This window comes from Mycobacterium sp. IDUB_17 (assembly GCF_055419465.1).
Window position 1 is genome coordinate 607,828 of the sequence record NZ_JBVAXS010000003.1, and the last position, 22,530, is coordinate 630,357.

Sequence of the window (22,530 nt, forward strand, 5' to 3'; positions counted from 1 at the left end):
GTGCACGTCAGTGCACATTCGGTTAATCAGCTACGGTCCTGTTTACCTAGCTCGCGGCGATGAGCGCCCGCAGATAGCGTCGGCGGAAGAATCGCTGCGCGATCAGCAATGCGGGAAACAGCGGCCGCCAAGGTCCCTCGGGTGCGGGCCGCGTCAGGGACCGCAGTGTCAGAAACACTGTGCCGGTGGCATTTCGGTGCACGATGAAGGCCTCTTCGCCGCAGACAGGGTGACCATGTTTCGTGCCGTAGGCGAACCCGCACCGATCGTCGTCGTTGACGAGGGCGACGACTCGTACCGGCTCGCGCACGACGACAGGTCCCCACCTGGCCGTGATGCAATAGTCGGCACCTTCCACGGCAACATTGTCCGGTGCGACGCCGAAGCCGCTGCGCCGCTTGATGCCCCAGTTCATCACCTCGGCTGTTGCGAAAACCCACACGGCATTCCCGTGACCGACGACGATCGTGCGTTCGAAGCGGCGGAAGTTCGGTGGACCGGCCGTCCAGATGTCGCGGGCCGGTGCGGTGAGGCTTGCGCCGCTATAGGTCAGATCCGCCGGAAATGTCGGCATGGGAACCAGCGTACGGCTGGACTTACCGGGCCGCGGCGATGCAGGAGCTAAGGCTTCAGTCGCTCGGCAACCGTGTAGCGGCGGCAATGCTTGTCGGGGCCGTTCGAAGACAGGCCTCGCGGACCTGTGGTGCGAACACCAAGAGACCATATCGGTACAACTAGCCGGCGAACAGTTGATAGAAGTAGGCGACGCTGTCAGTGTCGCCGTTGTCGACGCGTTTGAACGCTTTGCCGATAGGGTTCGCATGCGTTGTCGTGGCCGCGCGATAGACGGTCAGCGGACCGAGGTTGCGTGCGAGTTCTGTTGGTGTATCTACCCATTCGTAGCTCGCGTTGCGGACCAGCACTTCGCCGACGTAGCAGCCGAAGACGAAGATCGTCTCGGCTACCGCGTCCGAGCCTGGTTCGCGGAAACTGTCCAGGATGTCATCCACGTGGCCCAATGAGCTTGGGGTGTAGTCAAGTTCGATGCCGGAGACGTTGAGCGCCGCGTCTGCGGCGCGCTGCGCCAGTTCGGCCGCATGCTCGGCAGTGGGTGGTGCGGGCAGCCGCAGCCCCCTTCCGGTCCATACCGGTCCGGTGGGCGCCCCCGGTGGCCCGGGTGGTTCGGGCGCCGTCAACGGTTCGTCCGCATTCAGTCCGCCCTCAGTACATCGAGCATCCCCGGTCGCAACAGGTCAGCGATCCGGTCCCACGGCACGGTCACGGCCACGTAGTCACCCATCGAGTGGGCCACTGGCACGTAGATCTCGAGCTCACTCGGCGTGGGCAGCCAGTTGGCGGCGATGTCATCGCCCGAGACTGAGCTCGCATTGAGCCGCCCACTGGCGTCGAGCTGCGGCAGCAGTGTGCGCAGCCGGGCCTGCGCGGTAGCGCGATCCTGGTACAGATCATCGACGGTGATCGGTGTCGCGGTGTCGGTCTGGATCACCACGGTGCCCAGACTGTGGTTGGGATGTGCGGCTCCTTTGCCGTACCAGAGCAGCACGATGCGTCCGGTGACGACACCGGAACCGATTCTGGTTACGCCACTACCGAATCCGCCGGGGAGCTCGCCGTCGTCCACGTTCATGTCGGCGGACTGTGCGGGCATGCCGGCCCGGGAGGCCTGCATGGCAGCGTTGAAGCGTGTGGTGACGGCCGGGTCGCCGCCGGACAGCTGCGGGATGGTCACCGACTTGTCCGGTTGTGAGCCGGGTTCGGCGATCGACGTGATCGTGTAACCGTGCGCATCGGTGGCCAGTGGTGCGGCTGAGCCGGCGGACGGCCAGGGCGCCGTGGTTGGCGGGGCCGTTGTGGTCGTAGCGTTTGTCGGCACCGCTGGTGGCGAAGGCGCTGTGGTCGGCCCGCAACCTGCGAGGGCGACAACGGCGACCGCCACAGCCGCACCCTGTCTTGCCGGCAACATGAAGGCGAATCCTATCGGCCGGTTGCGGGACGTCACGGTGCTTTGCGGCGGGTGTCTCCCAATGAGGGTGCCGGCCCTGATCGCGACGGGCGTCCAGCTACTCAGCGATCTTGCGCAAATTGGTGACAGTCAGAGGGATTCCGCGCGGGTACGCTGTGGCTGCTAACTGGGGGCGATTGTCCAGTCCCGTTCAGGCGATTCGTGGCACGCCCACCGTCGGATCGCTGCGAGGTCTAAGGAGCAGGCTCGTGGGATTCATTCAGGCATTCGCTGGTGCACTCGGGGGGACGCTGGCTGACCAGTGGAAGGACTTCGTCGTTCCACCGCAGGTCGCCCCGACTTCAGCGATCTTTCCGGGCGTTCCGGTCGGTCAGAATGCCGGTCGCGGTTCCAACACCCGTGGGTCGCAGAACATCATCAGCAACGGCTCGAAGATCCTGGTCCCCGAGGGCACGGGCCTGCTGACGTTCCAGGACGGCAGGATCACCGGCTTCATCGCACAGCCCGGTGGCTACGTGTGGCGTTCTGATGACCCGAACTCGCAGTCGATCTTCGCCGGCGACGGCATTGTGAGCCCGCTGATCACGCAGTCGTTCGAGCGTTTCAAATTCGGCGGCCAGCCCGGCAGCCAACAGCTCGTCTTCTACGTGAACCTTCGCGAGCTTCCGAACAACCGTTTCGGCACCCAGTCGGAGATCTATTGGGACGACGCCTATCTCGGCGCCCAGGTGGGTGCGATCACGCGTGGCACGTACACGATGCGGATCATTGACCCCATCCTGTTCGCCACCCAGTTCGTGCCGTTGACGTACCTGCAGGCCGGCGGTGAGGTGTTCGACTTCACCGACTTCGACAACGATGCCGCCACCCAGCTCTTCAATGAGGTGGTCGCGTCGCTCGCACCGGCGTTCTCGCACTATACGAACGATCCGGCCAAGGGCAATCGGATGGCGCGCATCCAGGGTGACTCGATCGGTTTCGCCCAGTCGCTCTCGGCCGCGGTCGACAGTGCCTACCACTGGACGAGTGGGCGGGGCCTGACGATCGTCAACGTTGCGATCGCCTCCATCGAGTACGACGAGGACACCCGCCGGCTGCTCTCGGACGTCAAGAAGGCCGATGCGCTGAGTGGCACGCGCGGCAACTCCTTCCTCCAGCAGTCCGTCGCGCGCGGCATGCAGGCCGCGGGCGAGAACGGTGGTGGCGCAGCCGGAATCGCGATGATGGGCATGGGGATGAACGCCGCCGGCGGCGCGATGGGTGGTCTTCAGCAACCGCAGGGGCCGGCGCCCTATCAGCAGGTGCCCCCGCAGCAGGGCTATCCGCAGGGTTACCCCCAGCAGCAGGGGTACCCGCCCCAGCAGGGTTATCCGCAAGGCCCGCCGCCGCAGCAGGGCTACCCCCAGGGGTACCCGCCCCAGCAGGGTTACCCGCAGGGCCCGCCTCCGCAGGACGCACCGCAGCAGGCGCCCGCGGCCGACGATCCGGTGGCGAAGCTTGCGCAGTTCAAGGCCATGCTCGATCAGGGCCTGATCACGCAGGCCGACTACGACGCTGCCAAGGCGAAGGCACTCGGACTGTAGGCCATGACGCACCCGAACAACGGGGGCAATTGGTCGGGCGGGTATCCGCCGAACAACGGCGAAAGCCCGCCCCCGCCGCCGTCGTATCCGCTGGCGCCGCAACATTATCCGCCCGGTCAGCAGCCGCCCGGCCAGCCCTGGCCGCCCTATCCAGTGCAGCCGCAGCAGTTCACGCAGCCTGCCGGCGTCATCCCGCGGGACCAGGCTGTCGAGGTGACGCCGCCCGGCGAGTTCAGCAACGCCACGTGGGACGACGTCACCGAGGTGCGACGGGCCGAGCGCAACGCGGGCTACGGCCCCGGCGAAGCGCCCGTCGTGACGTACGACAACCACGACGGCCCGCAGGTCATCCAGACCACGTCCGACCGCGCGGACGGGCTGAACAAGTGCCCGCGGTGCGGTTCCACCGATATCGCCCTGGATATCAAGAGCGGCAACCTGGTATGCCGGTACTGCCGATACGCGTGGAGCGAGCAGAGCGCGGCTGATCTGTTCGATCTGAACTCGCCCATCAGCGAGCTGCGCGGACGTCGGGTCGGCTCGGGGTCGGGCAACATCGTGCCCGGGGTCAACGAGGTCGTGAGCTTCAAATGCAGCGCCTGCGGTGCAGAGGTGTCGATCGACACCAACCATGCGGTGCAGGCGCGCTGTCACTGGTGCCGGAACAAGCTCTCCGTCAACGAGCAGATCCAGAACGGCGCCGTCCCCGACGTCGTGCTGCCGTTCTCGTTGCCCAAGGCCGAGGCGGTCGCGCGGATCTCCGAGTTCGTGGCGGCGCGAAAGTTCTTCGCCAACCGGCGGTTCACGGCGGAATTCGCCCCCGAGAACGTCATGGGTGTCTACCTGCCGTACCTGATCATCGACTTCAGCAGCTCGGTCGAGTTCGTGGGCTATGGCGAACACACCACCCGCACCTACACCGTGCGCATCGACGACGACAGGTCCGAGACCCGTTATGACTACGACTCGTACCAGGTGGCCCGCAAGTTCGATCTCTACATCGACGACCTGACCATCGAATCGGCTGCCGACAAGCGCGACTTCCACACCGATCGCAACACCAACAACATCATCAATTCGATCATGCCGTTCGACACCAAGAACGCCGTGCGCTATGACCCCAACTACCTCTCGGGATTCACTTCGCAGCGCCGCGATCTCGACGTCGATGCGATGTTCGGGCCCGCGCGGCTGCAGGCCCAGGACATCGGCCGCTACCGCGCCGCCGAGACCTTGGACTTCTACGATCGCGGCGTCCGCTGGGACCAGCAGCACATCGAGGTCCACGGTGAGCGGTGGGTGTCGGCGTACCTGCCGGTGTGGCTCTACAGCTACTACGAGCGGAAGAGCAGCGGGAAAGAGCTCCTGCACTACATCGCGGTGAACGGGCGTACCGGCGAGACGATGGGTTCGGTGCCGATCAACACCATGCGCCTCTGGATGGCATCCGGTGTGGTCGAATTGTGCGGTATCGCAGCAACAATCGCGTCGGCCCTGGTGTTCTGGCGATAGGGGGCGAACATGGTTACCTCAATGTTGTCGACCGCGGTCGACGTTGTTCTCGCGACAAGTCACCACGCGTCCTCGTCATCATCGACAGATGTCGCCGAGTTGATCCCGTTTCTGTTTCTCCTTACCGGACCGGCGTTCTTCATGTACCAGTACACGCGCTACCGGAACAAGAACAAGCGGCACCACCACGAGACGGAGACCCTCTCGGACATCGCCAACATGCAGGTGATGGACCAGTACGTGCGGAGCGAGCGTGGTTCGCGGAAATCGAGCATGTCGGGCGCGAATGAACGCGAGGTGCAGGGGTAGGTCCCGACCCGCGGTTCGCTCGCGAGTTTTTGGAAAGTCGGTCGCCGGATTCTGAAGGCGTTGCCGAGCATCGGGTGTCTATGGTGGTTTTGCGTCATACGAATAGGCGACGTAGACGTACATCCGGTTGCCGCTGGCTTGTTCGCGCTTGTTGGCGGCAACCGGATTTCTCCCGCCGACTCTCGAAGTTTGCGCGCCGGTCCCGGCAACGTAGACGTTACGATCGTTGCGTGTTAGCTGAACGAACGGTCGGCCCGTTGTCGGCTCGATGAAACACCATCTCGGCGACGGTGAACACGTGCCCGGTGAGACCGGAGATGGTTTCCGCGGGCACGATACCAAGGTGCTGGGGATCGGTGTCGAGTTCGTTACTCAGCAGTTCACCGAATCGGCCGACTGGTCATTTTCTGAATCCGATCACAAGGTACTCGTCTGGTGTGGTGGGCGAGCGCGTTCCAAAAAGGTTGAGTTTGAGGGCGGATTCGCCGGCCACGTCGTCCCCCGCACGAGCAATGTGTGGGTGATTCCCGCCGAACTGCGGGCGGCTGCTTCGGCGAAGGAGGCCGAATGCAGATTCGTGCAGCTCACCTTCCCGACCGCGATCATCGGGCGCGACACGTTGCGTCCGTCGGCGGGACAGCAGGATCCCTTGCTGCGCCACATGATCGAGCGGATCATCAGCGTCGAGGGGCGCGACGACGTCGCGGCGCGGCTGCTGCAGGAGACCCTTGCCGACGGGCTGCGCCTACACGTGCGCGATCGGTACGGCGAGGCTGCTCCTCAGTCGGCGCCGCCGCGCCGGGTCCGGGAGCTGAGCCGGGACGAACAGCGATGCCTGGTCGAGTTCATCCGCGACGGAGTGGATTCCGAGGTCAACCTCCCGGCATTGGCGGGGCTGGTCGGGATGAAGCTCGACGTGTTTCGCCGCGCGTTCGAGCGGGCCTTTCACGTGACGCCCTACCAGTTCGTTCTGGACCAACGGATCGCCCAGGCCAAGCTGCTGCTGGAATCCGCACCCTTGACGATCACGGAGATCACCAGTGCCGTCGGGTTCTCCACGCCCAGCCACTTCGCCACCACGTTCAAACAGCGGGTGGGCGTCACCCCGACGGCGTACCGGCACGCAACGTGGGGTAACCGCGACGTGTAAGCCGTTGGGGCTCAGCTTTTGACGGATGGCTCCTTGGATGTTGTGGTGGCTACTGTTTGAGGTGAGGTTTGAGAAGTTCGGACCAGGCGTTGGTGAGCTTGACGAATTCGTCTTCGCAGCCGTCGGCGCGGTCTTGTGGCAGCAGTCCGTCGGTGACGACGTCGGCGTTGGCCTCGGGATCGGATCCGTAGATCCAGCATTCGAAGTTGTACATCCGGGCTTCGTTGAGGGTATGCACGTCGGCCATCAGTGCTTCGTCGGGTTGCGGACCGTCGTCCTGGGCGTACAGGCGGTATTCGCGCGCCTGATCTTTGGCGGCCTGCACCTCGTCGGGGTCGACGTGGCCGTCGGCGTCGGCGGCCAGCAGCAGGTACGCCGAGAGTTGATCGGCAACGTCCTCTTCTCGCCCGGTGGCGGGCAGTTGGTAGAGGTCGATGGCCATGTGGCCGAGCTCGTGGTAGAACGACGCGACCGCCACGCGGCGCGCAGTGGCTTCCGGATCGGGGTCGTCGGCGAACAGGGTGAGACTCTCGGCGACGTCCTCGTAGCACAGGACCATCTGCTGATCCGACGGGCTCCAGAAGTCGTTGGCCTCGCCGCACTCCGATCCGACGAGCGGAATATCGTAGGGCAGCTTGAAGATCCCGGTGACCTCGTCGGCCAGTCCCTCGAGCACCTGGGTTTTCACCATCAACGCCCGACCCTGTTGGGCCTCGGGTGTGGTGGCGTCTTCGAAGCTGACGACCATGGCGCCGTCGTCTGCCTCAGTGGCTGCGGCAGGGGTGGCCGGGGGCGTCGTTGCCGCCGGGGACTGTGCGGCGGACTGGTCGTCCTCGGCGCAGCTCGATGCCAGCAGTGCGATCGCCACCAGTGCGGTGGTGATGGTCGTCCGGCGCACCGTGGGTCCTTTCGGTAGTCGGAAAGCTTTGTGGGTCAACCGGTTCAGCCGTCTCGAATAGATGGACATTACCCAGGTGGTTCCGAAGACGCTTTCGGAAAAATGCGGACATTCGGGAAACTTGTTGTCCCGTTGAAGCTCAACCGAACACCGGTATCCCGTTCGGCCCGATCTGCGGCGGCGGCATGAAGCACGGCGGGATGCCCGGCGCGTACGGCGGCACGCACGGTTGCGGGAAGCAAGGCTGCCCGTTCCAGTAGGACGGTTGGTTGGGTGGGCACACCGTCATCGGATCGGCCCCGGCCACTCCGGTACCCGGTAGCGCCGTCGCGGCGGCGAGCACCGTTGCCACGAGGGCCGTGCGCGCCATTGCCGGAAGCGCGGAACGCGACTTGGGCAACGTCGTTGACGCCATGACTGGAAACGATAGCGGTTAACTGGCCGATGAGAGCTGGTCCGCGCGTTCGTCATACATCGACGCGTACCCGCACTAGGCTCGCTCCAATGTGTACGCGAGTCATGTGGCCCGAAGCGGGCGGTGCGGTTCTGGTCGGCAGGAACATGGACTTCCACAAGGATCTGATGACCAACCTGTGGAAGCAGCCCCGCGGCGTGCAGCGTGACGACGCGGTTTCGGGCAAGCTCACCTGGACCTCGAAGTACGGCAGCGTGATCGCCTCGGCTTACGACATCACCACCGTCGACGGCATCAACGAGGCAGGTCTGGCCGGGCACATCCTGTGGTTGGCCGAATCGACCTACGGCGAGCCGGATGGCTCGCGCACGCAGCTGGGCCAGGCCATCTGGCTGCAGTACTTCCTGGACAACTTCGCCACCGTCGCCGAGGCGACCGCATGGATCGCGGAGACCGACGTGCAGGTGGTGCAGATGGATGATCCAACCGGCGGCGTCCGCCCGGGACTGCACCTGGCGCTCGATGACGCGACCGGCGACTCGGCGATCATCGAGTACGTCGACGGCAAGGCCCGGGTGTATCACTCGAAGGATTACCGGGTGATGACCAATTCACCGACCTTCGATCAGCAGCTCGAGCTGGTGAAGTCGTTCACCGGTCTCGGTGGCGATCAGCCGATCCCTGGCTCCACCTTGGCCAGTGACCGCTTCGCCCGGGCGAGCTACTACGCCGGCCGGCTGCCCACGCCGTCCAGTCAGGTCGAGGCCATCGCGAGCATGTTCTCGGTGATCCGCAATGCCGCTCAGCCCTTCCGCATCCCCGACCCGGGCAAGCCCGACGCTTCGCAGACCATCTGGCAGGTGGTGCTCGATCTCACCAACAAGAGGTACGTCTACGAATCCACGACCCGCCCCAACATCGTGTGGGTCGACCTGGCGGATCTCGACTTCTCCGAGGGCAGTCCGCAGCTCAAGCTCGACCTGATCGGCGAGCTCGCCGTGCAGGGCGGCATCGCCGGCAACGTGGCCCACAAGTTCGAGGACAAAGGCCCCATGACCTTCCTGTCGCTCGGGTTGCTCCATCAGTTGGAGCAGGCGGCGGAGCGCTAATCCGCCTCGTCGCCTGACGCGGGGCCGGCGAATGTCGTCTGCCCCGGTTCAGGTGGCCCGTCCGCCTCGGGACCGGTGAACGTGTTCTGGCCCGGTTCGGGTGGTCCGTCCGGTGCTGGTCCGGTGAAGGTGGGGTGACCCGGTTCCATCGGGCCCGCCGGGTCGGGGCTGGTGAACGTCGGATGCCCTGGCTCGGGTGGCCCGTCCGGTGTCGGTCCGGTGAAGGTGGGGTGACCCGGTTCCATCGGACCGTCCGGTGCGGGGTTGACGGGCTGCTCGGGTACGACGGGATATCCGGGTACCACTCCCGGGTTGCTCGGCGGCGGGGCGACGGGTGATCCACCGTCGGGTGAGGCAGGCGCCGGTGGCGCGGACCGTCCTGGAGCTTGCGGCGCCGATTGTCCGTGGCTGGGTCCCGACGGGGCGGGGGCATTGCCGCCGGGCGCCGGCGTGGTGGCCGACGACGCCGGCGCCAAGGGGGCGTTGTTTCCGGTGGGGGTTGCGTCGTCGTCGCGGCTGACCATCAGGGCGACCGCCACTGCGACGATCCCGACGGCCGCACCACCGAGAGCGATGAGAACCGCGGGGACCTTGTACCACGGCGGTGATTGCTCAGGGTCGTGATCGGAAATTTGCTCGCCACGGGGAATCTCGTTGGAAACAGTCGGTTCTGCCGGTGCCTCGCTGTACGCCGTCGGTTCCGGTGGAACCTCGTTGTACATCGTCGGATCTTGCGTGGGGTCGGACATGGCCGGAGCTTACCGTCATCAGGAATCGGAATGTGTCGGGAAATGGGCGGTGGCCGTGAGGTATTCGAGCGTTCCCGATCCAATTAGGTTGGGATGATGCAGATTTCACTCCGATAGAGCTGTGACGGTCGACGACAGGGGTGGGCATGTCGTCGGTGTTGTCGACCTCAATGATGGAACCGGTGTTTGCGCTGCTCTGCTGCCGGGTGTCCGCCGGTGTTTGCCGAGCGACTGAGCCTCGGCGGCCCGCGGCCGTCCGGCTCGTTGGTTTCACGAATATGTAACCTACGGTTCCGTAACCTACGGTACCGTAGGTTGCGACAGGCGCGCTGAGGTCGACGCGCGGCCAACACGTTGGGAGGACTGGAAATGGACACCCAAAACGGAGTGCTCCACGAACTCGAACCGGTTGTCGCGAGCAACCTCGACCGCCATCTGTCGATGGCGCGGGAATGGTTTCCGCACGACTACGTCCCGTGGAGCAGAGGTCGCGACTTCGCTTTCCTGGACGGGGAAGACTGGCAGCCCGAGGATTCACCGTTGGACCAGGTCGCCAAGGTGGCCATGACGGTCAACTTGCTGACCGAGGACAATCTGCCGTCCTACCACCGCGAGATCGCCACGCGGTTCTCCCGCGACGGTGCGTGGGGCACCTGGGTGGGGCAGTGGACGGCGGAAGAAGGCCGCCACAGCATCGCGTTGCGCGACTATCTCGTCGTCACCCGCGGAGTGGATCCCGTTGCGCTGGAACGTCTTCGCATGGCGCATACCGTCGCCGGGTACGACTCCGGCGACAAGACGCCGCTGGCGGCGATGGCCTATGTGTCGTTCCAGGAGCTGGCTACCCGGGTATCTCATCGCAACACCGGGCGCGCGTCCGGTTGCCCCATCGCCGACCAGCTGCTCGCGCGGATCGCCGCCGACGAGAACCTGCACATGGTGTTCTATCGCAACCTCATGGCCGCGGCACTGGACATCGCGCCCGACGCCTCGATGAAGGCCATCCGCGACGAGGTGGTGAATTTCGCGATGCCGGGTCAGGGGATGGCCGATTTCGCGCAGAACGCGATCACCATCGCCAAAGCCGGTATCTATGACCTGCGCGTCCATCACGACGACGTGGTGCAGCCGGTGCTGCGATTCTGGCGGATCTTCGACCGAACCGATTTCGGGCCCGAGGGTGAAAAGGCTCGCGAGGAGCTCGCCCAGTTCCTGGACGCGGTCGATGAACGGGCCCGGTTCTACGAGGAGAAGCGCGAGCGCCAGCGCGTCGGGGTGGCCTCGTAGCAACTCGCAGGCCCCGCTTCGCCCGCTGAACGTGTCGCAGATCACACACTCCCCAGAGTTCGCACCGCGTTGATCTTGGGTATCGAGGAGTAGTTGGCACGGAACGTTGTGGTGGGTCGAAACGAGTGGGGTCGAGAATGAACCGGATCGGTCGTTGGTTGAGTGCGGTGGGGTCGGCGGTGTTCGTGGCGGGTGGTTGCATAGCCGCTGCCGGTCAGGCATCTGCGGATTCCTGCGCGGATGTGCAGGTCGTGTTCGCGCGGGGCACGTTCGAGCCGCCGGGCGTGGGTGGCGTCGGGGAGGCGTTCACGGATGCGTTGCGGGCCAAGGCCGGTGGCAAGTCCGTCGACGTCTACGCGGTGAACTACCCGGCATCACTTGACTTCGCGACTGCCGCCGACGGCGTCGCCGACGCGAGTAACAAGGTCCAGGCCACGGTCGCGGCCTGCCCCGACAGCAAAATCGTGCTGGGCGGCTTCTCGCAGGGGGCGGCGGTGGCCGCCTACCTCACCGAGGACTCCGTGCCACAGGGCTTCGCGTTGCCGCCGAGCATCACCGGGCCGCTTCCTGCGGGGGTGGCCGATCATGTCGCCGCGGTGGCGTTGTTCGGCAAACCGTCGAGCGGGTTCCTGCAGATGATCTACACCGGCGCACCGCCGATCACGGTCGGTAGCCGATACGCCGCCAAGACCGATGACCTGTGCATCCCGGAGGATCCGGTGTGCTCGCCGACCGGCAGCGACAACAACGCGCACAACCTGTACGCGGTCAACGGGCTGACGGAACAGGCGGCCGATTACGTGGTCTCCCACTTGGGCGGTCAGCGGGCGGACCGGAGTGTCGACCAGGCCTCCGGGCGGTAGGAATCCCCTAGGCGGCGCGCGCTATTGTTCGAGCACGTTTTCTCGGACAGGGGGAGGGTCAGTGACGGATCAAGAGCAGCAGCTGACGTTTGGGCAGAAGGCCAAGCTGTACCTTCAGGCCGCCGGCGCGTTCGCGCGCAATCCGAAGGCGCTGGTCGCTCTTGTGAAGTACAAGCTGGCGGAGCGGAAGTCGGCCAAACAAGCAGGCTGACCACACCTGGCATAGCCCGGGATCAGCAGGCTGACGCGGCCTCGGGGTCACCGAACTGCCGGTGTCGGCAAGGCTTTTGGCGGTTCTGATCCGCTCGCTCAGGTGTGCGTCCGCTAGATTGGCGAGCACGCGCGCCGTGCGCGAACGATCGGGGGACCATGGAGCTCGGAGTTCACTTCCGTCTACGCGACGCCGAGGCCGAGCGCGTGCTCGAGGTTGCCGGCGACGATGAACGCCTGCATGAAGTGATCGGTGCCCTCGAAGCCGACGACGAGGTCTGGGCGCGGGCGTGCGAGACCGACAAGGCCTGGGACCCGATCGCGTGCGCGCTGGCGCCGGCGGGCGACGACGGCGAGTGGCCGGCCCGCGGTGTGATCGGCGGCGCTCGTGCGCTGCAGCAGGACGACGAGGAGTGCTGGGTCACCCATCTCAACCCGGCCGAGGCCGCCGAGGTCGCCGCGTATCTTGCGACGCTCGACGACGAGGCGTTCGTCGGCGCCTACGGGCTCATGCCACCCGAATTGCGCAATCCCGAGTACGGCGACGACGAACAGGTCTACACCCTCGCGATGCTCGCGGACCTACGCGAGTTCTTCGCATCGGCTGCAGCCGAGCGGCAGCACGTCGTGTTCACGGTGTGGGGGTAGGGCACGCGCCTCAGCCCATGCTCTCCGGTGGTCGTAGGCTCAGTGCGCAGCCTGGCCGAGTAGTTCCACGCCCGTGGCGATCTGGGACTCGGTGAGGTTGGCGTAGCCGAGGATCAGCCCGGGTGGCGCGGTGTCGGGGTCGGCGTAACAGGGGGCCAGAGGCTCCAGCCGGATGCGTGACTCGGCGGCCCGGCGGGTGAACTCCTCGATGGGGAAGCCGGCCGGGAACCGCACGGTCAGGTGCACGCCGGCGGCCGCGCCCAGAACCTCGGCCTGCGGTAGGTGGCGCGACAGTGCGGTCAGCAGCGCGGTGCGACGGGCCGGGTAGCGGCGGCGCATCTGCCGCAGGTGGCGGTCGTAGCCGCCGGAGGTCAGGAACTGGCTGAACGCGATCTGGTCCATCACCGAACTGCCGGTGTCGGCAAGGCTTTTGGCGGTTCTGACCCGCTCGATCAGATGGGCGGGCACCACCATCCATCCGATCCGCAGTCCCGGCGCGAGGGTCTTGCTGGTCGAGCCGAGGTACACCACCCGGTCGGGTGCCACCCCCTGCAGTGCGCCCACGGGGGCCCGGTCGTACCGGTACTCGGCGTCGTAGTCGTCTTCGATGATCAACCGCCCGGGTTGGGCCCATTCGAGTAGTTCGGTGCGCCGGGCGGTCGAGAGCACAACCCCGGTCGGCGACTGGTGGGCCGGGGTCGTCAGCACCGTGGCCGCGCCACTGGCGGTCAGAGCCGCGACGTCGATTCCGTTGCCGTCCACCGGGATGGGCAGCGGTTCGATACCGTTGTGCCGCAGAACCATTCGATGCAACCAGAATCCCGGATCCTCCGTCGCCACCGGCCCGTCCAGGCATCGGGCCAGCAGCGCGACGGCTTGCGTTGCGCCCGAGCACAACACCACCAGCCGTGGGTCGGCGACCACACCGCGGGTGCGCCGCAGGTAGTCGGCCACGGCGGTGCGGGCGGCCGGCAAGCCGTGTGGGGCCACGTACCCGAATGCGCTGGACTCGATCTCGGCCAGGCCCTGACGCATGGCCCGCAGCCAGGCCTGACGCGGGAAGCTCGCGAGATCCGGTGAGCCGGGGGCGAAGTCGATGTCGAAGCGGGGACGGTCACGGTCGGATTGAATGCGGCTTGACGGGACGACGTCGACGGCGGCGACGCGGGTGCAGCCGCCCTGGCTGCTGTGCAGAAACCCTTCGGCGGTCAACTGGCCCTAGGCCTCGACCACCAGCCGGCGCGACACCCCGAGGTCAGCGGACAGCACGCGGGTGGACGGCATGCGGGAGCCGGGGGTCAACCGGCCGGACCGGACCGCGTCGCGCAGCCCGTCGGCGAGTTGGCGATGCAATGGCCGCCTGCTGTCCCGGTCCAGTTCGACCAGCAGTTCCGGACCGGAACTGGTACCCGAATTTGCCATGAAATTGGAGCCTACTCGGAGACCACTGCGGCGTTAGCGTGATGGCATGGCCAATGCTGCGCCCCCGGCGAGGCGAACCCGGCGCTACCCGGAAGTGGTCCTCGCCGTGTTCGGCGTCTACTCGGTGAGCCTCGGTCTGTTCATGCTGCTGGCGCCGGGCATGTTCTACGACACGATCGGCGCCTTCGGCACCCGCAACGATCACTACATCCTCGACAACGCGTCCTTCGAACTGCCGCTCGGATTGATGATGCTGGCCGCTCTGAAGTGGCCGCGGTGGCGGGTGCCCGCGCTGGCCTTCGCCACCGCACACTGGGCCCTGCATTCGATGAGCCACCTGATCGACACGAACCATGCCGCCGGCACCTGGGTCGGTTGGCTGGAAGCCGCGGGCCTGGTGGTGACCACCGTCCTGCTGGCAATTGCATTGCGTATCAGCATGTCCGACGACAAGGCAGGGGAACCGTAGATGCGCGTCCTGGTGGCCGGTGCGACCAGTGTCCCCGGAATCCCGCTGTTGCGTGAACTCAACAGGCGCGGCCACGAGGTCATCGGGGTGACGCGTTCACCGGGCAAGACCGCCCAGATCTCGGCGGCCGGGGCCAAGCCGGTGGTGGCAGACGTCCTCGATGCGGGCCAGATCGACTCCGTGCTGGGAGAATTCGTCCCCGAGGCGGTGGTGAGCCTGCTGACCACGCTGCCGAAACTGGGGCCCAAACGGATCAAGGACTTCGAGCCGGCGATCGAGCTGTGGAGCCGTGGTGCGGGCAATCTGGTGGCCGCCGCCCAACGGGCCGGGGTGCGCCGCGTCGTCGCCGAATCGGTGATCTTCGGCTACGGATACGCGTCAACGGGGCCGGATCTGATCGAGGAGACCGAGCCCGACTTGGGTCCGCCTCCGCCCGGTGGCGGACGGATGCTGGCCGCGCTGCGGGCGATGGAACGTAACGTGCTGACGTCGGGGGAGCGCAGCAAGACCGAGGGAATCGTGTTGCGCTACGGGGTTTTCTACGGTCCCGGCGTCACCCACGACGATCTGTTCCGCCGGCTGGCCAAGTGGTGGGCACTGCCTGCGATGACCGGCACCGGGGTGCTGTCGTGGGTGCATATCGATGACGTCGCCCGGGCCACGGCCGACGCACTCGACAAGGGGCCGGGCGGGCAGATCTACAACATCGTCGACGACCGGCCGCAGTCCTTCGGCGACTACGTTCGGGAACTGAACGCGAAGCTGGGCCGGCCGCGGCCGTGGTCCATCTCGCATCGGCTCGTCGGTCTCGTGGCCCCGTACCCGGCCACCGCATTCGGCTCGGCCTGGCTTCCGCTGTCGAACGCGAAAGCCAAAGCCGAACTCGCCTGGACGCCTATTCCCCGGTGAACTGGGGCGGGCGCTTCTGGAACATCGCGGTGACCGCCTCGGCCAGATCCTTCGACGGCAGGAAGGCCGAATTCCACGCGGCCACGTAACGCAGGCTCTCGGCCACTCTGGCGGTGCGCTGTTGGTCGAGCACGTCCTTCACCCCGGCGACGGTCAGCGGCGGGTTGGCGGCGATCTCAGCGGCGGTGGCGTGTGCGGCCGCCAGCGATGCGTCGGCGTCGGCGTGCACGTCGTTGACCAGACCGATGCGCGCGGCATGCGATGCATCCACATCTCGGCCGGTGAGGACCAGCTCACGCAGATGTCCATCGGACAGGATCAGCGGCAGCCGGGCCAGGCTGCCCACGTCGGCGACGATGGCCAGCTTGGTCTCACGCACCGAGAACTTGGCGTCGGCGCTGGCGTAGCGGATGTCCACGGCGCTGATCAGGTCGACGCCGCCGCCGATGCACCAGCCGTGGATCGAGGCGATGGTGGGGGTCCGGCAGTCGGCGACGGCGGTGATGGCGCCCTGCATCTTCTGCAGCCGCTTGTGGAACGCCGCGCGGTCACCGGCTCCGGCGTCGAGGCCGGGCATCTCGGCGCCCATCGCGGGCAGGTCGAGGCCGTAGCTGAAGTTCTTGCCCGAGCCGGTCAGCACGATCGCGCGAACGTCCGGGTCGGCGTCGAGGGTGCCGAAGACGTCCGGCATCTCGGCCCAGAACGCCGGACCCATCGCGTTGCCCTTGCCGGGACCGAGCAGCGTCACCTGGGCGACGTGGTCCTTGATCTCGACGGAAACGGACTCGTACGTGTCAGACATGGAGTGGACACTACCGAGTATGGATGAACTCGAAGGCGCCGAGGCCACGCTCGACGTGCTGCAACGCGTGCTGCACGGTGTCACCGCGGACGATCTGTCCCGTCCGACCCCTTGTCGCGAGTTCGACGTGGCGGGGCTGACGGACCACCTCCTGAACTCGATCACCCTGATCGGCTCGGCGGCCGGTGCGCAGATTCCCGAACGCGATCCCGCCGCCTCGGTGGAGGGTCAGGTGCTCAGTGCGGCGCGGCCTGCCGTGGCGGCTTGGCGCCGACGCGGGGTCGACGGCACGGTGCCGTTCGGGCAGGGCGAGGCGCCGGCACAGATGATGGCCCGGATCCTGTCGCTGGAATTCCTCGTGCACGCCTGGGATTACGCCGTGGCCACGGGGCAGACGGTCGACGTGCCGGATGAGCAACCGGAGTGCGTCCTGGGGTGGGCGCGGGAGATCATCACGCCCGACGGACGTGTGCGCGCTGGTTTCGACGATCCGGTCGAGATCGGCGCGGGCGCACAGTCGCTGGACCGGTTGCTGGCCTTCACCGGCCGCCGGCCGGCGGGCTAGACGCGCTGCAGGTAGAAGTACAGGTAACGGCCGTCAACCACGGCGGCCTTGCCGTTCATGATGCCGACCACGGTGTTGTCGTCGACCACCTTGAAGTGGTCGTGCACGGGGCGGCCGTCGTAGACCATGGTCGCGGTCACCTCGCCGCGGAACTCCTCCAGCCACAGGCTGGCCTCGCCGTTCATGGCCTCGGTGTTGGAGAACTTGTTGCCCTCGGCGTCCAGGCACACCAGCGGCTGGGCCTCGGCCGCCGAGTGGAACGTCTTGCCGAACCAGTTGAGCTTGTTCATGAATCCGTTGGCCTTGTGCCCGGTCTGGAACTCGCCGCCCTTCCACTCGCCGAGCATGAAGTCGATGCTGGCGGGCCGCAGCAGCGCCCAGAACGCGTCTAGTTCGGCGTCGGGGATCTGCCCCTCGCGGCTGACGAATCCGTCGAACGTGCCGCGTGCACCGTTCACTTCGTCTCCCCTGTCCGGGTCCCGGTGCCGCCGGGCGCATTCCAGCGCGTGGCGAATTCCAGGAAGGCGTCGTTTTCGTGCGGGGCCCCGATGGTGACCCGCACGCCGTCCTCACCGTACGGGCGCACGATGATGCGGTTGTCGGCGGCCCTGGCGACGAAGTCGAGAGTGCGTTCGGCCAGCGGCAGCCAGACGAAGTTCGCCTGCGTGGGCGGGAGCTCGTATCCGGCCTCGCGCAGCGCCGCGCTGACGCGGATGCGCTCGGCGACGACGGCGTCGGTGCGGGCCAGCAGTTCGTCGGCGGCCTCCAGGCTGGCGATGGCCGCCGCCTGGGACACGCTCGTCGCGCTGAAGGGCACGTAGACCTTGCCCAGTGCGGTGATGATCTCCGGGTCGGCCACGGCGTACCCGACGCGCAGGCCGGCCAGCCCGTAGGCCTTCGAGAAGGTGCGCAGCACAACGACGTTGCGGTGGGCCCGGACCAGCCCGAGGCTGTCGGGCACCAACCCGTCGCGGATGTACTCCACGTAGGCCTCGTCGAGCACGATCAGGATTTCCGAGGGCACCGCCGCCACGAACCGGGCGAGTGCCTCGGGCTCGACCACGGTGGAAGTCGGGTTGTTCGGGTTGCAGACGAAGATCAACCGGGTGCGGTCGGTGATCGCGGCGAGCATGGCGTCGAGATCGTGAGTCTCGTCACGTAACGGGACCGGCACACCCGTCGCGCCGGCGGTGCGGATCTGCAGCGGATAGATCTCGAAACTGCGCCATCCGAACACGACTTCGTCGCCGACAGCGGATGTGATTTGTATCAACTGCTGGCACAGGCTCACCGAACCGCAGCCGACGGCGATGTTCTCCGGCGCGAAGTTGACGTGCTTCGCCAGGTGTTCGCGCAGGTCAAGGTACCCGTTGTCGGGGTAGCGGTTGATGTTCTCGCTGGCTTGCAGGATCGCCTCACGCACGCTGGGAAGCGGCGGGAACACGGTTTCATTGCTCGCGATCTTGATTGCGCCCGGAACTGTTTTCCCTGGTGCGTACGCGGGAAGGTCAGCCATTTCGGGGCGCAAACGGATACTCATTTGGCCAGGATAGGGGAGTGTGTGTACTGTCTGCCCTCGGCGGTTTCGGGCGACAGGACGGAGTCCGGTACCCTCACAGAAGTTCAAAGGAGGCGTGCCAGAGCGGCCGAATGGGACTCACTGCTAATGAGTTGTCCCCCTTACAGGGGACCGGAGGTTCAAATCCTCTCGCCTCCGCCAAGGTTGACTCGTCAACCGCACAACTGAATAACGCTAGGCGCCCGTAGCTCAACGGATAGAGCATCTGACTACGGATCAGAAGGTTAGGGGTTCGAATCCCTTCGGGCGCACTCTAGAAAAATCGAGGCGCGGTCAGCAGACCGCGCCTCGATTTTTTTCGGTTGGGTTGATGCATCGAGATCGACACCAGGGCTGTGATTCGTGCGAAACAACGACCCAGGCGTCGATCTCGGCGTCGACTAAGTCCCCGAGGGGTCAGTCGGAAGCGACGGCTGTCGCGATGTCGATGGCCATCTCGCGCAGTACGTCGTCGGTCACGAACTGACGCGCGGTCTGGCGGTCCAGCCGCAGCACGGAGACCAGGAGCTCGATATGGCCGGCCACCTGGACCCGGGCCATGTCCGGCGAGAGGTGCAGCCCGTGCAGATCGGTCAGGAACCCGCGCAGCGCGGTGACGCGATCGTTCATCCACGGTGACCGGTCGGCCACCGTGGATGTCGAGGTCTTCAGCTGTCCGATGTAGCGGCGTCGCCGCGGCTGCTCGAACACGCCGTGGTGGGTTTGACGCGCGGAAACCGCAGGGCGCGTCCTCGCCCGTACGTGCATGTCACCGTGCGGTGAATCGCATCCGGTGAATGCCGCCGTGCGCATGACCTTGGCGGTTGCCATCGCGTGTCTGTGACTCATCGTTCCCGTACCTGCCGACAAAAGTTGTTTGCCAGTTAACTTTACGGGAACGTCTCAGGTTCAGCTCAGATTCGGCCTGGGCCTCAGGTCCACAGCACCGCGATTGCCGACGCGAGCAGGGGCAGCACGCCCGCGGCGATGAACAGGCCCATGACCGGTTGGCCGCCTGTGCGGCGCTGGCGCGCGGTGCCGATGCCCAGCACCGCTCCGAGCGCCACCAGGATGATCAGCTTGGTGCCGATCTTGGGGTAGTTCAGCACGATGCCGGCCGGCCAGGGCGCGGCCAGGGCCACGCCGGTGATGAGCGACAGCGTCATGCCGTAGGTCATCACGGGGGTGATCAGAAAGCGTCGGGCCGCGGCCTCGGCGACCCAGGCGCCGACCATGACTGCGAAACCGATGAGATGCGCATAAACAACTACGTTGCGTAGTAGATCCATGGTCGGAGTGTAAGCGGCGCGACAGCGTCGGACGCCCGAACCCGCCGAAGTGCTTCCAGGGGCCGCCGGCATCCGTCACGTAGGCTCGGCTGGATGCGGCTGCTGCTTATCGCCGATACCCACGTACCCAAGCGCGCCAAGGACCTCCCGGCACAGGTGTGGGACGAGGTGGACCAGGCCGATGTCGTTGTCCACGCCGGTGATTGGGTCGATCCCGCACTGCTCGACGCGCTCAGTTCACGCGCGGCGCATCTCGTCGGCTGTTGGGGCAACAACGATGGCGCCGAATTGCGCCGGAGGTTGCCCGAGCGCGCCGACGTGACACTGGACGGTCTGCGGTTCACTGTCGTCCACGAGACCGGTGCGGCCACCGGGCGGGAGGCCCGGATGGCCCGGGACTACCCGGGAACCGACGTCCTGGTCTTCGGGCACAGCCACATCCCGTGGGATACCACCGCGAAAACCGGTCTGCGCCTGCTGAATCCGGGGTCGCCGACCGACCGTCGGCGTCAGCCGTACTGCACGTACATGACGGCGCGCATCGCCGCGGGGGTGCTGTCCGACGTCAGCCTGCACACGCTGGACCGGCCATGAACGCCCTCGACGGCTAGCCTGCTTCACCCTCGCATATCAGACCGATGTGCTTGGTAGCCCAATCGCCGAGCGGTTCAAGGGATTCGAGCAACTCCTTGCCCGCGGGGGTCATGGAGTACTCCACGCGCGGCGGTACCTCGTGATAGCTCTCCCGGTGCACCACGCCATGACGCTGGAGCTCCTTGAGGTGCTGGGTCAGCATCTTCTGGGACACCCCGGGCAGGCTGCGGTGCAGGGCGTTGAACCGCTTCGGTCCGCCTTGAAGCTCCCAGAGGATGAGCGGTTTCCACTTTCCGTCCACCACGGCGAACGCCGCATCGAGTCCGCAGGTGTACTTTCCCAGCTGGGTCATGACCGAATCCTTGCAGTTCAGGGCCAATAGTTTCAAAAAGGTAAGTATCCCATTTTTTAGTGGGTACTTGTCGGATAGTCAGTGTCTCTCCAACGATGGTGGCATGACAACCACACGCCATTCGGTCAGTTTTCTCGGTCTGGGCGCGATGGGCGCGGCGCTGGCCCGCACAGCCCTCAAAGCGGGGCACCCGACCGTCGTCTGGAACCGCACCGCCGCCCGGGCCGCAGCGCTGGTCGATGAGGGCGCCACCGCCGCGGTCGATGCGGCTGGGGCTCTCGGCGCGGACCTCATCGTGGTCTGCCTGTTCGACCAGGCGTCGGTGCACGAGGTTCTCGACCCGGTGGCCCACCTGCTGGCCGGGCGCCGGCTGGTGAACCTGACCACGACGTCACCGGAGGGGGCGCGCGAGTTGGCCCGGTGGGCTGCCGGCCACGGGGCCGCCTATCTCGATGGCGGCATCATGGCGACGCCGGAGATGATCGCGACGCCGCAGTCGGCCATCCTCTACAGCGGCTCGGCCGTGTTGTTCGAGGATCATCGGACATTCTTCGAAATCTGGGGTGGCGCCGAGTACTTCGGCGACGATGCCGGCATGGCGTCGTTGTACGACCTGGCACTTCTGTCGGCCATGTACGTGATGTTCGCCGGCTTCTTCCACGGCGCCGCGATGGTCGGCGCGGCCGGAGTGCCCGCGAAGGAGTTCGCTGCCCGCACCGCCGCGTGGCTGCCGGCGCTGATGCCCGCGATCGCTGAGTACGCGACGGTCATCGACGGAGGGGACTACTCCGTCCCCGGCCAGCAGAGCCTGTTCTTCTCCGACATCAGTGACATCGTCAACGCCAGCCGGGACCAGGGCATCAGCACCGAAGTCGTCGACGTGGTGCAGCGGCTGATCCACCGGCAGATCGATGCGGGCCACGGCGACGACGGCTTCGCGCGGGTCATCGAGGGCATCAGGAACGGAGAGGCCGCGTGAGCACGACCGTGAGCGTGCTCGGCCTGGGACCGATGGGACAGGCCCTGGCCGGGGCATTGGTGGCGGCGAAACTTCCTACCACCGTGTGGAATCGGACACCTGCCAAGGCCGACCCGCTGCGCGCCCGCGGTGCGGTGTGGGCCGGTTCGCCCGCGGAGGCGGTGGCGGCCGGCGAACTCATCCTGGTCAACGTCGTCGATCAGGCGGCCGCGGACGCAGTGTTGGACGCCGCGGGCGATGCGATCGCCGGTCGGGTGGTCGTGGGGTTGTCCTCGGACATTCCCGATTCGGCGCGCCGTACGGAGGAGCTGGTGACCGCGCGTGGCGGACGGTACCTCGACGGGGCCATCATGACTCCGACCGACACCATCGGAACCCCTGGCGCCAGCATTCTTTTCGCCGGCCCGAAGGGCCTGTTCGGCGAACACCGGGCCGTGTTCGATGTGCTCGCGACGGTCAGCTGGGTCGGCGAGGACATCGGCCGCGCCGCGGCCTTCGACATGGCACTGCTCGATGTGTTCTGGACCTCGGTGAGTGGTTTCGTGCACGCACTCGCGATGGCCGGTGCCCACGGCATCGCTGCGACCGAGCTGTTGCCGCATGCGAGCAACATCGCCGCGATCCTGCCGCCGATCTTCGGCGAGATCGCCGAACGTACCGAAGCCGACCGTCACGGCGACCCCAGTGCCTCGGTGTCCTCGGTGGCCGCCTCGGTCCGGCATCTGATTGCGGCCTCGGGTTCGGTGGGTCTGGACGCGGGCGCCCTGGAAGCATTCCGGGGTTATGTGGACGCCGCGGTCGCCGCCGGGCACGGTGCCGACGAGATCAGCCGGATCACCCCGGCAAGCGTGACCCTGCCGTCACCCTGAGGTGG

29 protein-coding genes and 2 tRNA genes are annotated in these 22,530 nt (G+C 66.4%); 17 read left to right on the forward strand and 14 right to left on the reverse strand.

Translation table 11 applies throughout. The annotated features are described in order from the left end of the window. Positions 1–46: 46 nt before the first annotated feature. From ACZYZ7_RS15875 to ACZYZ7_RS15885, 3 genes are all read right to left on the reverse strand, one after another. Positions 47–574, reverse strand: a complete 528-nt coding sequence (locus tag ACZYZ7_RS15875; protein ID WP_463741302.1) for a DUF1990 family protein — start codon at positions 572–574, stop codon at positions 47–49. Positions 575–734: 160 nt separating this feature from the next. After that, positions 735–1,196: a hypothetical protein gene (locus ACZYZ7_RS15880; RefSeq protein ID WP_463741303.1), complete on the reverse strand. Its 462-nt coding sequence runs from the start codon at positions 1,194–1,196 to the stop codon at positions 735–737. 14 nt (positions 1,197–1,210) lie between these two features. Next, positions 1,211–1,894 carry a hypothetical protein gene (locus tag ACZYZ7_RS15885; RefSeq protein ID WP_463741304.1) on the reverse strand — a complete coding sequence of 228 codons (684 nt, stop codon included), beginning with the start codon at positions 1,892–1,894 and terminating at the stop codon, positions 1,211–1,213. Between the two features lie 338 nt (positions 1,895–2,232). Here ACZYZ7_RS15885 and ACZYZ7_RS15890 point away from each other — a divergent pair, with 338 nt between their 5' ends. The 4 genes from ACZYZ7_RS15890 to ACZYZ7_RS15905 all read left to right on the forward strand — a co-directional run bounded on the left by ACZYZ7_RS15890 (position 2,233) and on the right by ACZYZ7_RS15905 (position 6,538). Beyond that, positions 2,233–3,567 (forward strand): SPFH domain-containing protein, encoded by a 1,335-nt coding sequence (locus ACZYZ7_RS15890; protein WP_463741305.1) that lies wholly within the window; start codon positions 2,233–2,235, stop codon positions 3,565–3,567. 3 nt (positions 3,568–3,570) lie between these two features. Beyond that, complete coding sequence (locus tag ACZYZ7_RS15895) at positions 3,571–5,079, forward strand: TFIIB-type zinc ribbon-containing protein (protein WP_463741306.1); 1,509 nt, start codon at positions 3,571–3,573, stop codon at positions 5,077–5,079. Positions 5,080–5,088: 9 nt separating this feature from the next. Further along, the gene (locus ACZYZ7_RS15900; protein ID WP_463741307.1) at positions 5,089–5,388 is read left to right on the forward strand and encodes a growth/differentiation factor; all 300 of its coding nucleotides are present in this window, start codon (positions 5,089–5,091) and stop codon (positions 5,386–5,388) included. Between the two features lie 268 nt (positions 5,389–5,656). Next, positions 5,657–6,538, forward strand: coding sequence for a helix-turn-helix transcriptional regulator (locus ACZYZ7_RS15905; protein WP_463741308.1), 882 nt, complete (start codon positions 5,657–5,659; stop codon positions 6,536–6,538). 49 nt (positions 6,539–6,587) lie between these two features. Here ACZYZ7_RS15905 and ACZYZ7_RS15910 read toward each other — a convergent pair whose 3' ends face one another. Together ACZYZ7_RS15910 and ACZYZ7_RS15915 are read right to left on the reverse strand one after the other, a co-directional pair. Beyond that, entirely contained in the window at positions 6,588–7,286 is a 699-nt protein-coding gene (locus tag ACZYZ7_RS15910; RefSeq protein WP_463741421.1) for a DUF4344 domain-containing metallopeptidase, read from the reverse strand. A gap of 289 nt (positions 7,287–7,575) precedes the next feature. After that, entirely contained in the window at positions 7,576–7,851 is a 276-nt protein-coding gene (locus ACZYZ7_RS15915; RefSeq protein WP_463741309.1) for a hypothetical protein, read from the reverse strand. Between the two features lie 89 nt (positions 7,852–7,940). Here ACZYZ7_RS15915 and ACZYZ7_RS15920 point away from each other — a divergent pair, with 89 nt between their 5' ends. Continuing rightward, the gene (locus ACZYZ7_RS15920) at positions 7,941–8,960 is read left to right on the forward strand and encodes a linear amide C-N hydrolase (protein WP_463741310.1); all 1,020 of its coding nucleotides are present in this window, start codon (positions 7,941–7,943) and stop codon (positions 8,958–8,960) included. Here the strand turns inward: ACZYZ7_RS15920 and ACZYZ7_RS15925 are convergent. Continuing rightward, entirely contained in the window at positions 8,957–9,709 is a 753-nt protein-coding gene (locus tag ACZYZ7_RS15925) for a hypothetical protein (protein ID WP_463741311.1), read from the reverse strand. The genes ACZYZ7_RS15920 and ACZYZ7_RS15925 overlap by 4 nt on opposite strands. Positions 9,710–10,078: 369 nt before the next feature. Between ACZYZ7_RS15925 and ACZYZ7_RS15930 the strand changes: the two genes are divergently transcribed. The 4 genes from ACZYZ7_RS15930 to ACZYZ7_RS15945 all read left to right on the forward strand — a co-directional run bounded on the left by ACZYZ7_RS15930 (position 10,079) and on the right by ACZYZ7_RS15945 (position 12,717). Further along, positions 10,079–10,996 carry an acyl-ACP desaturase gene (locus ACZYZ7_RS15930; RefSeq protein ID WP_463741312.1) on the forward strand — a complete coding sequence of 306 codons (918 nt, stop codon included), beginning with the start codon at positions 10,079–10,081 and terminating at the stop codon, positions 10,994–10,996. Between the two features lie 137 nt (positions 10,997–11,133). After that, positions 11,134–11,859, forward strand: a complete 726-nt coding sequence (locus tag ACZYZ7_RS15935; protein ID WP_463741313.1) for a cutinase family protein — start codon at positions 11,134–11,136, stop codon at positions 11,857–11,859. Positions 11,860–11,920: 61 nt separating this feature from the next. Continuing rightward, entirely contained in the window at positions 11,921–12,070 is a 150-nt protein-coding gene (locus tag ACZYZ7_RS15940; RefSeq protein ID WP_463741314.1) for a hypothetical protein, read from the forward strand. Positions 12,071–12,228: 158 nt separating this feature from the next. Continuing rightward, complete coding sequence (locus ACZYZ7_RS15945) at positions 12,229–12,717, forward strand: DUF1877 family protein (protein WP_205265013.1); 489 nt, start codon at positions 12,229–12,231, stop codon at positions 12,715–12,717. Between the two features lie 39 nt (positions 12,718–12,756). Here the strand turns inward: ACZYZ7_RS15945 and pdxR are convergent, their stop codons facing one another. Both pdxR and ACZYZ7_RS15955 read right to left on the reverse strand, forming a co-directional pair. After that, entirely contained in the window at positions 12,757–13,929 is a 1,173-nt protein-coding gene (gene pdxR / locus ACZYZ7_RS15950) for a MocR-like pyridoxine biosynthesis transcription factor PdxR (protein WP_463741315.1), read from the reverse strand. Positions 13,930–13,935: 6 nt separating this feature from the next. Beyond that, a complete protein-coding gene (locus tag ACZYZ7_RS15955; protein ID WP_463741316.1) occupies positions 13,936–14,139 on the reverse strand; it encodes a GntR family transcriptional regulator in 204 nt (67 codons plus the stop codon). 46 nt (positions 14,140–14,185) lie between these two features. Between ACZYZ7_RS15955 and ACZYZ7_RS15960 the strand changes: the two genes are divergently transcribed. Together ACZYZ7_RS15960 and ACZYZ7_RS15965 are read left to right on the forward strand one after the other, a co-directional pair. Further along, entirely contained in the window at positions 14,186–14,608 is a 423-nt protein-coding gene (locus ACZYZ7_RS15960; RefSeq protein ID WP_463741317.1) for a hypothetical protein, read from the forward strand. Continuing rightward, entirely contained in the window at positions 14,609–15,517 is a 909-nt protein-coding gene (locus tag ACZYZ7_RS15965; protein ID WP_463741318.1) for an NAD-dependent epimerase/dehydratase family protein, read from the forward strand. On the opposite strand, the gene ACZYZ7_RS15970 is transcribed toward ACZYZ7_RS15965, so the two are convergent. Next, entirely contained in the window at positions 15,504–16,319 is an 816-nt protein-coding gene (locus ACZYZ7_RS15970) for a crotonase/enoyl-CoA hydratase family protein (RefSeq protein WP_450072502.1), read from the reverse strand. The two genes, ACZYZ7_RS15965 and ACZYZ7_RS15970, sit on opposite strands and share 14 nt — an antisense overlap. Before the next feature lie 19 nt (positions 16,320–16,338). Between ACZYZ7_RS15970 and ACZYZ7_RS15975 the strand changes: the two genes are divergently transcribed. Then, a complete protein-coding gene (locus tag ACZYZ7_RS15975; protein ID WP_450072503.1) occupies positions 16,339–16,884 on the forward strand; it encodes a TIGR03086 family metal-binding protein in 546 nt (181 codons plus the stop codon). Here the strand turns inward: ACZYZ7_RS15975 and ACZYZ7_RS15980 are convergent. Then, a complete protein-coding gene (locus ACZYZ7_RS15980) occupies positions 16,881–17,342 on the reverse strand; it encodes a DUF4334 domain-containing protein (RefSeq protein WP_450072504.1) in 462 nt (153 codons plus the stop codon). The genes ACZYZ7_RS15975 and ACZYZ7_RS15980 overlap by 4 nt on opposite strands. Beyond that, on the reverse strand, positions 17,339–18,424 hold the full coding sequence (gene hisC / locus ACZYZ7_RS15985; protein ID WP_463741319.1) for a histidinol-phosphate transaminase: 1,086 nt from the start codon (positions 18,422–18,424) through the stop codon (positions 17,339–17,341). The genes ACZYZ7_RS15980 and hisC overlap by 4 nt, the downstream gene beginning before the upstream one ends. 88 nt (positions 18,425–18,512) lie before the next feature. Here hisC and ACZYZ7_RS15990 point away from each other — a divergent pair. After that, a tRNA-Ser gene (locus ACZYZ7_RS15990) sits at positions 18,513–18,604 on the forward strand. 37 nt (positions 18,605–18,641) lie between these two features. Next, positions 18,642–18,714, forward strand: a tRNA-Arg gene (locus tag ACZYZ7_RS15995). A gap of 145 nt (positions 18,715–18,859) precedes the next feature. On the opposite strand, the gene ACZYZ7_RS16000 is transcribed toward ACZYZ7_RS15995, so the two are convergent. Both ACZYZ7_RS16000 and ACZYZ7_RS16005 read right to left on the reverse strand, forming a co-directional pair. Continuing rightward, entirely contained in the window at positions 18,860–19,273 is a 414-nt protein-coding gene (locus tag ACZYZ7_RS16000; protein WP_450072506.1) for a hypothetical protein, read from the reverse strand. 101 nt (positions 19,274–19,374) lie between these two features. After that, positions 19,375–19,731 carry a Fe-S protein gene (locus ACZYZ7_RS16005; RefSeq protein WP_463741320.1) on the reverse strand — a complete coding sequence of 119 codons (357 nt, stop codon included), beginning with the start codon at positions 19,729–19,731 and terminating at the stop codon, positions 19,375–19,377. 93 nt (positions 19,732–19,824) lie between these two features. On the opposite strand from ACZYZ7_RS16005, the gene ACZYZ7_RS16010 reads away from it, so the two are divergent. Next, positions 19,825–20,325: a metallophosphoesterase family protein gene (locus ACZYZ7_RS16010; RefSeq protein ID WP_135459379.1), complete on the forward strand. Its 501-nt coding sequence runs from the start codon at positions 19,825–19,827 to the stop codon at positions 20,323–20,325. Between the two features lie 13 nt (positions 20,326–20,338). Here the strand turns inward: ACZYZ7_RS16010 and ACZYZ7_RS16015 are convergent, their stop codons facing one another. Next, positions 20,339–20,677 (reverse strand): winged helix-turn-helix transcriptional regulator, encoded by a 339-nt coding sequence (locus ACZYZ7_RS16015; protein WP_450072508.1) that lies wholly within the window; start codon positions 20,675–20,677, stop codon positions 20,339–20,341. Positions 20,678–20,780: 103 nt separating this feature from the next. On the opposite strand from ACZYZ7_RS16015, the gene ACZYZ7_RS16020 reads away from it, so the two are divergent. Further along, a complete protein-coding gene (locus ACZYZ7_RS16020; RefSeq protein ID WP_450072509.1) occupies positions 20,781–21,656 on the forward strand; it encodes an NAD(P)-dependent oxidoreductase in 876 nt (291 codons plus the stop codon). Continuing rightward, positions 21,653–22,525 (forward strand): NAD(P)-dependent oxidoreductase, encoded by an 873-nt coding sequence (locus tag ACZYZ7_RS16025; protein ID WP_450072510.1) that lies wholly within the window; start codon positions 21,653–21,655, stop codon positions 22,523–22,525. Before ACZYZ7_RS16020 ends, ACZYZ7_RS16025 begins: the two co-directional genes overlap by 4 nt. The last annotated feature ends 5 nt before the right edge of the window (positions 22,526–22,530 follow it).